Below are 13,971 nucleotides of genomic sequence, written 5' to 3'. Positions count from 1 at the left end.
GTTAGTTATGAATACATCAACAAAAGGATTAAGCAGCTTATTGCGCATTGCAGGTTTGCTTGCGTTCGGGCTTACATTGGTGGGGTGTAACAAAGCGAACTCGGAGGTCACTCAACCGCTAGTTACACCAGTAAAACTGATCGCGGTACCCGATCGAACGCAGCCCGATTACGATTCGTTTATCGCAAGCATTGATGCGACTGAAAGAGCGCAACTCTCGTTCAAAGTACCCGGCCAAATTCAGCAGATGCGAGTAAAAATGGGTAGTGTGGTCAAAAAGGGAGAGTTATTAGCAATGCTTGACCCAACGGATTATAAACTCGCGCACGATGCCAAACTGGCGCAGTACGATCTGGCCAAAACCGCATACCGACGTTCTCAAGAGTTGTTTGCGAAAAAGTTAATCAGTGCTGATACTTTTGACCAGCAAGAAACACAGTATAAAGCCGCAAAAGCGGCACTTGAAAAAGCGAAAACCGACCTCGATGACACGAAAATCATTGCGCCTTTCGATGGTGTGGTGTCACTCACTTTAACCAAGCCGCATCAAGTAATCAGCGCTAACCACACGGTACTTAACCTAATTGGCAACAGCCAAATGGATGTCACTTTTACCGTTCCGGTGAGTTACGTTAGCCAACATGGCTTAAGTCAGATAGAGCAAGCAAATTACGCACTGGTTATGGACAGTCATAGCCAAATGATGATCAACGCCAAATTCAAAGAGATCTCGACTCAACCCAATGCCGATACCAATAGCTACAGTGCAAGCCTGACCTTTGAGCGTCCGGCAGAAATCAACTTGCTACCGGGAATGACTGGGCAAGTACGAATCGTCGAGCAAGACCAGGCACTAGGGTTTGAAATAGCCGACACCGCATGGGTATCGAAGAATAGCGCCGAAGGGCAAGTCTATCGCCTGATCCCTGACACACAGACACTTGAAGCAGTTGATGTTGAGATTGACGAGCGAGGTCGGGTGATCGCAGGTTTAAACAGTGGGGATTTGATTGTTGAAGCCGGTGTGGACCAACTTGTTGCGGGCCAACAGGTTAAAGTGTGGAGTAAAGAAAGTGGCATTTAATCTCTCTAAGCAACGACTCGTACTTTTGCTCGCTTCGCTGTGGCTGTTAGCGGGCTGTATGCCGGAAACGACCCATCGCCCTGCGCCAGCAAAGGTATTTGAAACTTACTCTGTTTCAGCAGCAAAGCAGAGCCAATACCGTAGCTTTAATGGTCAAGTGATGCCTGCTGAACTCACACCGCTCGCATTCCGCATCAGCGGAGAGTTGATGTCGGTTCTGGTCAAAGAGGGCGACAGAGTCACGCAAGGTCAAACTCTAGCAATGTTGACTGACCGCAAGGCAAAGCAGGATCTATCCGATGCTCAGGCGCGTTATGAACTGGCGGTAAAGCAAGTCAATAGAGCCAAAGAGCTGGTTACCAACGAGATGATTTCGAGTGCCGAATATGATCAGCTAACGGCAAATTATCAATTGGCAAAAGCTAACCTGTCTGCTGCCAAGGCGCAAATGACCTATACCCGTTTACAGGCACCGTTTGCTGGGGTTGTCTCTTCGGTCTACAAAGAGAACTTTGAGAACATCGCCGCAGGGGAACCGGTAATCTCAATTTATCAGGCCGACACCGTTCAGATTAAAATTGACGTTTCCGATACGGTACTCGCAACGTTGAACCCTCAAGTTCGAGCTAAGAACTATCAACCAATCGCTGGTTTTTCTGGTTATCCAGGAGAGTATCCCGTTTCGTATTTAGAGCACACCAGCGAACGCCATCCAAACTCACAAACCTATCAACTTTGGCTGACCATGCCGCAAACCTCGCCGGCGATCTTACCTGGTACCAGTGCCAAGGTAACTGTTGATCTGCGCGAAGCGGGTATGGAGCCATATCAGGCATATCGAGTCCCGCTCACTGCGATTGAGGCCGGTAGTGCAGCACAACAATTCTATGTTTGGAAGGTTGAGCAAGGACAGGTAACCAAACAGCGAGTTGACGTTGAGCAAGTGACAACGGATGGCGCCATCGTGGTGACGGGTGTTAAGCAGGGCGATGTGTTAGTTAATTCGAATCTAAGGAAGCTACGCGAAGGTATGGAAATTAAGGGAGCGCAAGGGTGAACATTGCAGAATATTCGATAAAAAACAAAGTCATTAGTTGGCTGTTCCTTGTCATACTGGCGATTGGTGGGGTGACGTCCTTTATGGATTTGGGCCGCTTAGAAGACCCGGCGTTCACCATCAAAGATGCGATGATCATTTCGACCTATCCGGGCGCGACCTCGCAAGAAGTAGAAGAAGAGCTCACGTATCCGTTAGAAAAAGAGATCAGACAGCTTCCCTATATCGACCGTATTACATCTACTTCATCCAATGGACTGTCGCAGATAATGGTCAGCATGGACATGCAATACGGCCCTGATGAGCTACCACAAATATGGGATGAGATGCGACGCAAAATCAATGATCTCAGACCGACACTGCCAAGCGGCGTGAACTCGCTACAGATCATCGATGACTTTGGCGATGTGTACGGCATCATGCTGATGCTGACGGGAGAAGGCTATGACTACGTTGAGTTAAAACGTTACGCAGATTACCTACGCCGAGAGCTTGAGTTAGTGGATGGAGTGGGTAAGGTAGCTGTAGCTGGCGATCAGCAAGAGCAGGTATTTGTCGAGATATCCCTAGAGCGGTTAGCGTCATTGGATCTAGACATGAATCAGGTCGTCGGTTTGCTCACCGAGCAAAACAGCGTGCTACCTGCCGGTGAGGTGATGGTCAATGGGCAAAGCTTAACCATTCGACCGAGCGGCACCTTGAACAGTGAGCAGGCGCTTGAAGACTTAGTCATACATGGGCGCGATAGCGGCAACCTGATACGCCTTAAGGATGTCGCAACCATCAGTCGTGGTGTGCGAGAAAAACCAGACAATGTCATTACTTTTAACGGCCAACCTGCGATCAACTTAGCGATCTCTTTTAGCGCAGGGGTCAACGTGGTTGAAGTGGGCAAACAGATAGAACAAGAGCTTGCCGCCTTGGAGAGCATCCGTCCAGCTGGTTTGAACATCAACTACTTCTATAACCAATCGGCTGAAGTAGAGCGGTCGGTAAATGACTTTATCGTTAGCCTTGGTCAAGCGGTAGCCATCGTCATTATTGTGCTGTTGTTCGCGATGGGATTGCGTAGCGGTCTAATTATTGGCGTAGTACTACTACTTACCGTGTTCGGTACCTTTATCTTGATGAAGCAGAACGACGTTGAGCTACACCGAATCTCGTTGGGGGCGTTGATCATTGCATTGGGTATGCTGGTGGATAATGCAATCGTGGTGGTAGAAGGCATTCTGGTCGGATTGAAACGAGGCCGGACCAAGCTGCAAGCCGCGACAGACATTGTTAAGCAAACCCAGTGGCCACTGCTAGGCGCGACCATCATTGCGATTACTGCTTTTGCCCCGATCGGCTTATCAGAAGATGCCACGGGCGAGTTCATGGGTTCGCTGTTCTGGGTGCTATGCTACTCACTATTTTTAAGCTGGATCACCGCGCTGACCCTTACCCCGTTTTTGGCTGATTTGCTGCTGAAGGAGCAAGATAAAGAGCAAACTGATCAAGCCGATCCCTATAAGGGTATTCTGTTTACCGTGTTTGGTGCGTGTTTAAAGTTTGCTTTGCGCTTTCGCTGGTTAACATTGGCAAGCATGGTCGGATTGCTGGTTGTGGCGGTGGCTGGGTTTGGGCTAGTGAAACAGCAGTTTTTCCCACCTTCAAACACACCGATGTTTTATGTCGATATGTGGATGCCAGAAGGCACGGATATTCGCGAAACGATTGAACAAGCGAAGAAAGTAGAGCGTTTCTTGGGAGAGCAAGAAAATGTTGAGTTTGTGTCTAGTACCACAGGCCAGGGTTTACAACGTTTCGCATTGACCTACCAACCGGAGAAGAGTTACGAGGCGTACACTCAGTTTCAAGTTCGTACCCAAGATAGAGAAAGTATGTTCGTCTTGTTGGAGCAGTTGGATCAAACGCTTACTGTCAATTTCAGCCAGCCGACATTTCAGTTTAAGTTGATGGAATTTGGTCCTTCTCCCGCGTCTAAAATTGAAGCGCGTATCACTGGGCCCGATCCACAAGTGCTGCGTGATATCGCTGTCCAAGTCGAAGACATACTAAGACTCGATCCCGGTGCTCGAAATGTTCGTCATGATTGGCGCGAGCGCACTAAGCAGTTGGTGCCCGTGTTTAACGAGTCGAAAGCAAGGCGTTTAGGTATCTCGAAGCAAGAACTGACTAACAGCTTGCAAATGGCTTTCGGCGGTACGCCTATTGGACTATTACGCGATGGCACTCACAGCTTACCGATCATTGCAAGACTGCCTGAAAATGAGCGGGTCGATTTTGAATCGTTAACCAATGTGAAGTTGTGGAGTCCAAGTTTGCAAAGTTATATCCCTGTTGAGCAGGTGATTGACGGAGTAGAACTGGATTGGCAAGAGGCTTTGATTCAAAGACGCGATCGCAAACGTACACTGACTGTACTCGCCGATCACGATGTACTTGGACAAGAGACGCCAGCAAGCTTGTTCAATCGCGTGCGTCCTCAAATTGAAGCGTTAGCACTGCCTGAAGGCTACCAAATTTCGTGGGGCGGCGAATATGAATCATCCAAGGATGCACAAGAGGCGCTATTTGGCTCGTTGCCAATGGGTTACTTGTTGATGTTCATTATCACCATGCTTCTGTTTAACTCGCTGCGAAAGCCGCTTGTTATTTGGTTTACCGTTCCACTCTCAATTATTGGTGTTTCGATTGGATTACTGGCGACTGACATGCCGTTTAGCTTTACCGCTTTCCTAGGCTTACTCAGTTTGAGTGGCATGATTTTGAAAAATGGGATTGTGTTACTTGATCAAATCAACATTGAACTGAGCTCAGGTAAAGATCCCTATCAAGCGGTTTTTGATAGTGCAATTTCTCGTGTTCGACCGGTAAGTATGGCGGCATTAACCACTATACTAGGGATGATTCCACTGGTATTCGATGCGTTTTTTGGCTCTATGGCAATCACCATTATGGCAGGCCTAGGTTTTGCCACGGTACTGACACTGATTGTGGTACCGGTACTGTTTGCCACACTATATCGAATCAAACCATCCACTGCCGGATAATTCATGGAATGAATGCCGATTCGTTTGAGCCAGCCCGGAACTTTCCGGGCTTTTTTATGCGCGTATAACAGCAAAGGATATTAAGTATATTCAAATAAATTAACTAACCGACACACGACTAAAGTATAGATACGAACCTATTATTAACGATCTTATAAATAGAATTTCGATCTGGTTAATGACGAAAATTTGAATAATAAGTCTAGTTAAATAAGACAAAAGTAAATAAAAAAGCAAAGGAACAAAACCAATATTTATTGATTGAAACGCTAGTGAAAACTGTTTGCAATAAAACAGTGACGAATCCATGCAAATCGATGCAACAAGAATTTATCGCTATAAAACAGTCGGATACATTTAGCTGATAAATCTAAGTATAAATAAAAGTCTCATAAAATCAGAGCTTTGAGATTTCTTAACATGTATATAACATTTCATTCCGTATGAGATCTTGTTCAACTTTATGCACTTTATTTCTTAAATTATTTGAAGTGTAACAAATAAGGTTTAGCTTAAATTAATAAGGCAAGGGAAAGTCTAGCCAAAAAAATATGATTCGCGTCAGTTGGTGTTATCAGCACTATGCAGTCGTTATTAATGATTATTTATTTGCTGTTTAGAATGGAGTCTCTGAATGAAAAAAATCGCTTTGATCACAGGATCAAAAGGCGGAATTGGTTCTGCAATTTCCACACAATTAGTTGAAGATGGCTACCGTGTCATCGCTACTTATTTCACAGGTAACCATCAGTGTGCACTCGATTGGTTCAACTCAAAAGGCTTTACCGAGCAACAAGTCAGACTATTTGAGCTCGATGTCACCGACACACAGCAATGCGCTGAGCGTTTGGCGAAATTACTCGAAGAAGAAGGCACGATTGACGTTGTGGTCAACAATGCTGGCATCACCCGCGATTGTACCTTCAAGAAAATGAACGCTGCTGCTTGGAAAGATGTGATTGAAACCAACTTGAATAGCGTGTTTAACGTCACCCAACCTCTTTTTGCGGCCATGTGTGAGAAAGGCAATGGTCGCGTCATCAATATCTCTTCAGTCAATGGTCTGAAAGGCCAGTTCGGACAAACCAACTACTCAGCGGCTAAAGCAGGCATGATCGGCTTTTCAAAAGCACTCGCCGCAGAGGGGGCACGAAGTGGCGTGACGGTCAATGTCGTCGCGCCAGGTTATACCGCGACGCCGATGGTAGAAGAGATGAATTCAGAGGTACTAGAGTCAATCAAAGCGCAGATTCCTATGCGCCGCTTGGCCACTCCAGAGGAAATTGCTCAATCTGTATCTTATCTCGTTAGTGACGCCGGAGCTTACATCACAGGGGAAACCCTCTCTGTGAATGGCGGCTTATACATGCATTAAGGAGTCATAAGATGGAACGTATATATATTGTTGGTGCAAAACGAACACCCATTGGCTCTTTTGGCGGATCGTTAAAAGAGATTTCTGCAGGAAACCTAGCTTCGATTGCGATAAAAGCGGCGATCTCTCAAAGCGGTGTAGCGGTAGATGACATTGATGAAGTGATTGTCGGTAACGTGGTCAGCGCTGGGCAAGGCATGGGTGTTGGCCGCCAGGCAGCTTTGTATGCGGGGATTCCCGAACAGGTCCCCGCCTATTCATTGAATATGGTTTGCGGAAGCGGCATGAAAACCGTAATGGACGCCGCGAGTCACATCAAAGCGGGTGATGCGGATGTGGTTGTCGCCGCCGGTGTAGAAGTGATGTCACAAATTCCTTTTACCGTGCCTGCCAATGTGCGTGATGGCAACAAGATGGGCAACATGACTTTGACCGATCTGCTGATCAATGACGGCTTAACCGATGTGTACAACCAATACCACATGGGAGTGACGGCAGAGAACGTGGCCAAGCAGGTTGGAATTAGTCGTGAGCAGCAAGACGAATACGCACTATCGAGCCAGCTAAAAGCAGTATCGGCGATTGAAGCCGGTAAGTTCAAACAAGAAATTGTTTCAGTAGAGGTGAAAAAGCGCCGAGAAACCGTTTTGTTTGATGCAGATGAATATCCAAAACCGGAAGCAACATTAAGCGGTTTAGCTAAGCTACGTCCAGCGTTCGACCGAGAAGGAACGGTAACCGCGGGCAATGCATCGGGGATTAATGATGGCGCAAGTGCGATCGTTGTCGCGAGCGAGTCGGCGGTTGAAAAGTACAACTTGGTGCCGATTGCTGAGGTGGTGAGCTATGCTCAATCTGGCCTCGCACCGGAAATCATGGGGTTAGGGCCGGTTGAGGCAGTGTCAAAAGCCTTAGCGAAAGCAGACCTCTCCATCGATCAAATTGGTGTCTATGAACTCAATGAGGCCTTCGCCGCGCAAGCGCTGGGTGTCATTCATCAACTCGCTGACAAGCATCAAGTACCGGTTAGCTCAATCTTAGATAAGGCAAACCTGAATGGCGGGGCTATCGCGCTTGGTCATCCACTTGGGGCGTCGGGCAATCGCATCTTGGTATCGTTAATTCACGAACTCAATCGAAGTAAGCATCAGTACGGAGTCGCGTCATTGTGTGTTGGTGGCGGTATGGGCACGGCTGTTGTAATCAAATCAATTCGTTAACCTTAATAAATGGACTTTTTAGGAGTACTTACTATGTATACCGATTTTTTCAAAACTTTTACTGACCAAACTGAAAAAACGCTTGAACCCTATGTCAATTTCAACAAGCTAGTGACCAAGAATGTTGAAGTATTAACTGAGCTGCAACTGAATGCGATTCGCACTTACAGCGAGATGGGACTGGCACAAATGAAGGCGGCGAGCGAAGTCAAAGACGTGACTTCTTTAACCGCTTTTAATAGTCAACAACTGTCGGTACTCACAAAGCTCTCTCAGCAAATGATGGACGACAGCAATAAGCTTCAAGCGATTGCTAAAGAGTTCAAAGACGATGTTGAGCAAATGACATCGGAAAACCTTAAGACAGTGACTCCTGCATAACACTGACTTGTTTTGCCGCCGCAAGGCGGCATTTTTCCGATCTTAGGAGTAGTAATATGTTACAGCACTTCTTTTCGGACTACCTTGTTAAGCTCCAAGAAACCAATCAAAAATGGTGGGATGATCTAGAACTCAGCAGGGCAGCCACGAATACCCCTCTCAACAAAGCAATGCAGGAAGTCAATTTTGAAGATACGGCTAAACTCTTCGAAAGCGCCGCCAACCAGCCTGCTGCATTGCTAAAAATTCAATCCGATTGGTGGCAACAACAACTGCAAATTTGGCAAAATGTTGCATTGTCGGCCAACACGCGAGACGAAGTCGTTCAAGCTGAAAAAGGCGATAAGCGCTTTGCCAATGAAGAGTGGCAAAAAGACCTGTTTTTTAATTTTATTAAGCAATCTTACTTGCTGTTTAGCAAAACTTATTTAAACACCATAGATAGCATCGAAGGCTTGGATGAAAAGAGCAAAGAAAGGATCAGTTTCTTCTCACGTCAAGCGATCAATGCGCTTTCACCAAGCAACTATATTGCAACTAATCCAGAGCTGCTTAAGCTAACGCTAGAGCAGAACGGTGAAAATCTGCTTGCAGGTTTAGAGAAGTTGAAAGAGGACGTTGAGTCTAGCGCCGATATTCTCAAAATCCGCATGACCAACAACAACGCATTTCGCATTGGAGAAGACATTGCAAATACGCCAGGAGAGGTGGTGTATCGCAATGAACTATTTGAGCTGATCCAATATCGCCCTATGACTGAAACCGTCAACGCCACACCGCTGCTGATCGTTCCGCCGTTTATCAACAAGTATTATATTTTGGACTTGCGCGAAAAGAACTCTATGGTTCGCTGGCTGCTACAACAAGGCCATGCGGTGTTCATGATTTCCTGGCGCAATCCAAGCCAAGCGCAACGAGACGTAGAGTTTGGTGACTATGTGACTGAGGGGGTCGCGAAAGCCGTCACTGCGATAGAAGATATCACTGGGCAAGACCAAATCAACGCGGCGGGCTACTGCATCGGTGGCACTGTATTGGCAAGCACTATTGCCTACTATGCAGCGAAGCGGATGAAAAAGCGTATCAAGAGTGCTACCTTCTTTACGACGTTACTCGACTTTTCACAACCTGGCGAAGTGGGCGCCTATATCAATGACACCATTATCAGTGCGATTGAAGCGCAAAATAACGCCAAAGGGTATATGGATGGTCGCTCGCTAAGTGTGACGTTTAGCTTGTTACGAGAGAACAGCTTGTACTGGAATTACTATGTTGATAACTACTTAAAAGGTCAAAGCCCAGTCGACTTTGATCTTTTGTATTGGAATAGCGACAGCACCAACGTTGCCGCGAGCACACATAATTTCTTGTTACGCGAGCTCTATCTCAACAACAAACTGGTCCAAGACAAAGGCGTCAAAATTGGCGGAGTGTGGATTGATTTGAATAAGATCAAAATACCTAGCTACTTTGTCTCCACCAAAGAAGACCACATCGCCCTTTGGCAAGGTACTTACCGTGGTGCATTAAATGTAGGCGGCAACAAAACCTTCGTTTTAGGTGAATCCGGGCACATTGCGGGGATCGTCAATCATCCAGACAAGGGTAAGTACGGTTTTTGGACCAACGACTCGCTAGATGACAACGCTGACGAATGGTTAACCAATGCCGATCATCAAAGTGGATCATGGTGGACACATTGGGACCAATGGTTACAGGGCTTTAATCCTGATGAACAAGTCGCGCCGTTTAATATCGGCAGTGATCAGTTCCCAGTGCTCGACCTCGCCCCTGGAAACTATGTGAAGCAAGTTTTGCCGATCCAGTCCTAAACTGATGTCCTCTCCTACCAAGCCTCTAGCTAACGCTAGAGGCTTTTTGTTTGTAATCGGTGAACTGATCTGGTTAATTAGCACAGAAGGGTGTTTCAGTGGTTTTAGCTAAGGACAGATTATGAAAACAATCGGCGTGATCGGTGGTATGAGCTGGGAGTCGACCACGACTTACTATCGCTATCTCAACGAAGTGGTCAAGCAAGCGAAAGGTGGCTTACATTCGGCAAAAGTAGTGATCAATAGCGTCGATTTTGCTGAAATCGAGCAACTGCAACGCCAGGGAGATTGGCAACATAGTGGTGAGCTGTTAGCGGGTGCCGCGCGCTCGTTGCAATCTGCTGGGGCGGATTTTTTGCTTATCGCGACCAATACAATGCACAAAGTGGCGTCTCAAGTTGAACAAGCGGTGGATATTCCCTTGCTGCACATCGCTGATGCGACCGGTGAAGCGTTAGTTAACCAAGGTATCACAACCGTTGGGCTACTGGGGACGGCGTTCACTATGGAGCAGGCGTTCTATAAGCAAAGGTTGACGGATAAATTTGGTATCCAGGTAATAGTGCCAAACGGTGTGCAGCGCCGACTGGTACACGATGTGATTTACCAAGAGCTCTGTTTAGGGCAAGTCAACAGTCGCTCAAAAGATGACTTTTGCACCATTATCGAAGAACTCGCATCGAATGGTGCAGAGGGAGTGATTCTTGGCTGTACGGAAATCGGTTTGCTTATCTCTCAAACGGACGTGGCTGTGCCACTGTTTGATACGGTAGCCATTCATGCTCAAGCCGCAGTCAAAGAGGCATTGAACCTTGAATAGAAATGTTTGGTTGCTTTCACTTTGCCAAGCATTACTTATGACTGGCAACATCCTATTGATCTCGGTGATCGGATTAGTCGGAAAAACGCTCGCTCCGAGTCCGAGTTTTATTACCATGCCAGTGGCATTGCAGTTTTTGGGCTTGATGACAGCCACCATTCCGGCTTCGCTGATCATGGGTAAACTGGGGCGCAAAAAAGGCTTTGGTATCGGTAACATCATTGGTATCAGCGGCGCCGCGATAGCAACACTCGGACTAGCTCAACAGCATTTTAGCTTGTTCTGTGTTGGCACGTTTCTACTGGGTATTGGCATAGGATTTGGCACTTTGTATCGCTTTGCTGCGATTGAAGTTTGTGATGAAGACGCGCGCCATCGTGCCATTTCTATCTCGATGGCAGGGGGCGTGTTAGCCGCAGTTCTTGGTCCGAATTTAGCGATCTATTCACAACAGTGGTCGAATGATGGCTTGTATATTGGGGCGTTTATTGCACTGATTGGCTTGAATATTTTAGCGCTGGGCTTATTGCAGACGATTCGTTTTCCGCCTCTAGTCAAAGCGAAAGTTCAGCGAGGCAGTGATTCACTGAAAACCATCATTTCACAGCCCAATTTCTTAGTTTCTGTTTTTGCTGCCATGGTTGCCTATGCGGTGATGAATATCTTAATGACGGCAACACCTTTGGCCATGATTGGCTGCGGCTTTGATTTTCATAAAGCTGCTGGGGTCATTGAGTGGCATGTGTTGGGGATGTTCGTCCCTGCATTTTTTACTGGGCGGTTGGTCGAAAAATTTGGACCGCGGCGGATGATATTAACTGGGGGATTGCTGTTTATCCTTTGCGTTGCTATCAACATTCACGGTCAAACCATTTGGCACTTTAGGCTTGCGTTAGTGTTGCTTGGTGTTGGCTGGAACTTTATGTTTATTTCGGCGACCGGGCTGTTTAGCCAGTCTTACCGTGAAGAAAACAGATCCAAAGCTCAGGCATTTAATGAGTTTTTCGTATTTGGCTGCGTAACTATTACCGCACTATTATCCGGTTGGTTAGAAACCAGTGTCGGTTGGCAAGCGATGAACCTTTATGTGTTGCCGTTTGTCGTGGCAGTAATGGTGGTGTTTGCCATCAACACGTACCGCGCTAAGCAGGTTCGATATCAATAATCGAAGACAAAACTTCAAAAAGCCGCATCCAATATCACAGGTTGCGGCTGGTTGGATTAGTCAGTTGCTATGGGTAGCGATGGCGTTGCACCCCATTCTGTCCATGAACCGTCATAAACAGCAAGATTTTGATAGCCACAAATGTAGTAGGCGAGTAGAACGATACACGCAGTCACGCCAGATCCGCAGCTGAAAATCGTGTGTGGATACGCGCTTGGGTTGAGTTTGCTGAGCGTCTTTTTTAATACTGGGAGCGGTTTAAGCCTGTGACCATCCATCAGCTCGGCAAAAGGCAAACAGGCCGAATTTGGTATGTGGCCACTACGAACGCCAGGGCGAGGCTCAGCGACTTCACCATGAAAGCGGGCTAGGCCACGTGCATCCACAGTGAGGCTGTTGGGGTTATCAATATGTGCGAGCACGTAGTCGGAGTCGACGAAGCAGCGGTTGTCGATGACACCTGAGAAATTGCCCGGACGGGTGACTTCGCTATAGCTTTGAGTGACATCTAAACCCTGGCGCTTCCATTCGGTCAAGCCGCCATCTAGTACATAGACTTGTTGGTGTCCCATCGCTTTGAGCATCCACCAAGCGCGAGGAGAAGCGAACGTACCACTGTTGTCGTAAACCACGATAACAGATTCATTGTTCAAACCCAGCTCGCGTGCCCGTTGGTTAAACAAGGCTTCACTTGGCATCATGTGCGGAAGGGACGAATTCGGATCACTAAAGATGGTGTCGTAGTCAAAACGACGCGAACCTGGAATAAGGTTGATGTTGTCTTTCTCAACTTCACCCGGAATTTGAAATTCGATACTGGCATCAAGTATCACCAAGTTTGGATTGTTGAGTTGTTGAACTAGCCATTCGGTATTCACAAGTGGTGACATAGTGATTCCTTTCTTTAATCTGTTGCGAGACATCTTAGTAGGTGAAATGTGCTGACGTCGCTGAGCAAGCTTTGTCGTTGTTCAATAATCACTGTAGAGCCTTCTGGACACTCTACTTTAGGGTCGACTTGCACTATCAGCTCACCTTGAGTCAGAGATATTTTTAGAAAACGTCGGTGTCCATCAAGCGATTGAGTCAATGTTTGCGACAACACCTGACCATGCAACTGTTGAGTTTGATCGGTTTTAAACCAAAGCAACGCGACAAGCAGGGCACAGGCGAGGGCAAACATTGCGAGAAAAGTCTTAGGTTTATCCATCAATGACTCTCTTGGTCTCAACCACCGCACACGTTACAACTGGCCATCTTGACTAGATTCAATTCACGCCAAGACATAGTGAGAGCATCCAAAATCAAAACCTTTCCTTGCTTGGGTGTGCCGTAGTTGGCTAAAACCTTGATTGCTTCCATCGCCTGAACAGCACCGATGATCCCAACGACAGGGGCCATAACGCCTGCTTCGACGCAGCTTAACGTTCCACTGCCAAATAGAGCACTGAGGCATTGATAACAGGGCTCGCTAGGATCTTTGTATGTAAAGACGCTCACTTGGCCCTCCATACGAATCGCAGCACCTGAGACCAATGGCGTTTTATGCTGATAGCACAGGCGATTGAGTTGGTTGCGAGTGTCGACGTTGTCGCTGGCATCGATAACCAATTGGTGCTGATGAATCAGATCGCTAAGCTCGCTATCACTTAGGCGTCGGTCAACCGTGTCTACCTTAATGAAGGGATTAAGCTGACGTAACGTGTTGGACGCTGAGAGCACTTTTTTGCTCCCGATATCCGAATCATAATGCAGAACCTGACGCTGCAAGTTGGAGAGCTCAACCACATCGTCGTCGATCAGCGTGAGTCGACCGACACCCGCAGTCGCTAGATACTGACTGGCGGCGCAGCCTAATCCACCGGCTCCGAGAACTAACACCGAACTCTGCTTGAGGGCCTCTTGACCCTCAAAGTCGAAATTCTTCAGTACGATTTGACGGTTGTACCGCAGCATCTCTTGATCAGATAAGATCTCCAAG

General features: G+C 47.1%; 12 protein-coding genes. 9 read left to right on the top strand and 3 right to left on the bottom strand.

Features of this window, described 5'->3' with window-relative positions; genetic code table 11:
• Positions 1-7 precede the first annotated feature (7 nt).
• From MTO69_RS14430 to MTO69_RS14390, 9 genes are all read left to right on the top strand, one after another.
• Positions 8-1,084 (top strand): efflux RND transporter periplasmic adaptor subunit, encoded by a 1,077-nt coding sequence (locus tag MTO69_RS14430; protein ID WP_248335100.1) that lies wholly within the window; start codon positions 8-10, stop codon positions 1,082-1,084.
• A 58-nt stretch (positions 1,085-1,142) separates the two neighbouring features.
• On the top strand, positions 1,143-2,141 hold the full coding sequence (locus MTO69_RS14425) for an efflux RND transporter periplasmic adaptor subunit (protein WP_248335633.1): 999 nt from the start codon (positions 1,143-1,145) through the stop codon (positions 2,139-2,141).
• Entirely contained in the window at positions 2,138-5,197 is a 3,060-nt protein-coding gene (locus tag MTO69_RS14420) for an efflux RND transporter permease subunit (protein WP_248335099.1), read from the top strand. Before MTO69_RS14425 ends, MTO69_RS14420 begins: the two co-directional genes overlap by 4 nt.
• Before the next feature lie 634 nt (positions 5,198-5,831).
• Complete coding sequence (locus MTO69_RS14415; protein WP_248335098.1) at positions 5,832-6,572, top strand: SDR family oxidoreductase; 741 nt, start codon at positions 5,832-5,834, stop codon at positions 6,570-6,572.
• An 11-nt stretch (positions 6,573-6,583) separates the two neighbouring features.
• Positions 6,584-7,792 carry an acetyl-CoA C-acetyltransferase gene (locus MTO69_RS14410; RefSeq protein WP_248335097.1) on the top strand — a complete coding sequence of 403 codons (1,209 nt, stop codon included), beginning with the start codon at positions 6,584-6,586 and terminating at the stop codon, positions 7,790-7,792.
• Positions 7,793-7,825: 33 nt separating this feature from the next.
• Positions 7,826-8,173 (top strand): phasin family protein, encoded by a 348-nt coding sequence (locus tag MTO69_RS14405; protein ID WP_248335096.1) that lies wholly within the window; start codon positions 7,826-7,828, stop codon positions 8,171-8,173.
• A gap of 56 nt (positions 8,174-8,229) precedes the next feature.
• Complete coding sequence (phaC, locus tag MTO69_RS14400; protein WP_248335095.1) at positions 8,230-10,005, top strand: class I poly(R)-hydroxyalkanoic acid synthase; 1,776 nt, start codon at positions 8,230-8,232, stop codon at positions 10,003-10,005.
• A gap of 121 nt (positions 10,006-10,126) precedes the next feature.
• Positions 10,127-10,825: an aspartate/glutamate racemase family protein gene (locus MTO69_RS14395; protein WP_248335094.1), complete on the top strand. Its 699-nt coding sequence runs from the start codon at positions 10,127-10,129 to the stop codon at positions 10,823-10,825.
• On the top strand, positions 10,818-11,990 hold the full coding sequence (locus tag MTO69_RS14390) for an MFS transporter (protein ID WP_248335093.1): 1,173 nt from the start codon (positions 10,818-10,820) through the stop codon (positions 11,988-11,990). Before MTO69_RS14395 ends, MTO69_RS14390 begins: the two co-directional genes overlap by 8 nt.
• A 56-nt stretch (positions 11,991-12,046) precedes the next feature.
• On the opposite strand, the gene MTO69_RS14385 is transcribed toward MTO69_RS14390, so the two are convergent.
• The 3 genes from MTO69_RS14385 to moeB are packed head-to-tail and all read right to left on the bottom strand — an operon-like array spanning position 12,047 to position 13,970.
• Complete coding sequence (locus MTO69_RS14385) at positions 12,047-12,880, bottom strand: sulfurtransferase (protein ID WP_248335092.1); 834 nt, start codon at positions 12,878-12,880, stop codon at positions 12,047-12,049.
• A gap of 14 nt (positions 12,881-12,894) precedes the next feature.
• Positions 12,895-13,200: a hypothetical protein gene (locus tag MTO69_RS14380; protein WP_248335091.1), complete on the bottom strand. Its 306-nt coding sequence runs from the start codon at positions 13,198-13,200 to the stop codon at positions 12,895-12,897.
• 17 nt (positions 13,201-13,217) lie between these two features.
• Entirely contained in the window at positions 13,218-13,970 is a 753-nt protein-coding gene (moeB, locus tag MTO69_RS14375; RefSeq protein WP_248335090.1) for a molybdopterin-synthase adenylyltransferase MoeB, read from the bottom strand.
• Position 13,971 lies beyond the last annotated feature (1 nt).

Origin of the sequence: Vibrio sinaloensis (assembly GCF_023195835.1) — a bacterium.
GTDB lineage: Bacteria > Pseudomonadota > Gammaproteobacteria > Enterobacterales > Vibrionaceae > Vibrio > Vibrio sinaloensis_C.
This window is presented reverse-complemented; position numbering and strand designations above follow the sequence as displayed.

What these genes read in the sequence shown, in the direction of transcription:
- MTO69_RS14430 (WP_248335100.1), top strand. Translation starts at nt 8, where the DNA reads ATGAATACATCAACAAAAGGATTAAGCAGCTTATTGCGCATTGCAGGT.
- MTO69_RS14425 (WP_248335633.1), top strand. Translation starts at nt 1,143, where the DNA reads ATGCCGGAAACGACCCATCGCCCTGCGCCAGCAAAGGTATTTGAAACT.
- MTO69_RS14415 (WP_248335098.1), top strand. Translation starts at nt 5,832, where the DNA reads ATGAAAAAAATCGCTTTGATCACAGGATCAAAAGGCGGAATTGGTTCT.
- MTO69_RS14410 (WP_248335097.1), top strand. Translation starts at nt 6,584, where the DNA reads ATGGAACGTATATATATTGTTGGTGCAAAACGAACACCCATTGGCTCT.
- MTO69_RS14405 (WP_248335096.1), top strand. Translation starts at nt 7,826, where the DNA reads ATGTATACCGATTTTTTCAAAACTTTTACTGACCAAACTGAAAAAACG.
- phaC (WP_248335095.1), top strand. Translation starts at nt 8,230, where the DNA reads ATGTTACAGCACTTCTTTTCGGACTACCTTGTTAAGCTCCAAGAAACC.
- MTO69_RS14395 (WP_248335094.1), top strand. Translation starts at nt 10,127, where the DNA reads ATGAAAACAATCGGCGTGATCGGTGGTATGAGCTGGGAGTCGACCACG.
- MTO69_RS14385 (WP_248335092.1), bottom strand. Translation starts at nt 12,880, where the DNA reads ATGTCACCACTTGTGAATACCGAATGGCTAGTTCAACAACTCAACAAT.
- MTO69_RS14380 (WP_248335091.1), bottom strand. Translation starts at nt 13,200, where the DNA reads ATGGATAAACCTAAGACTTTTCTCGCAATGTTTGCCCTCGCCTGTGCC.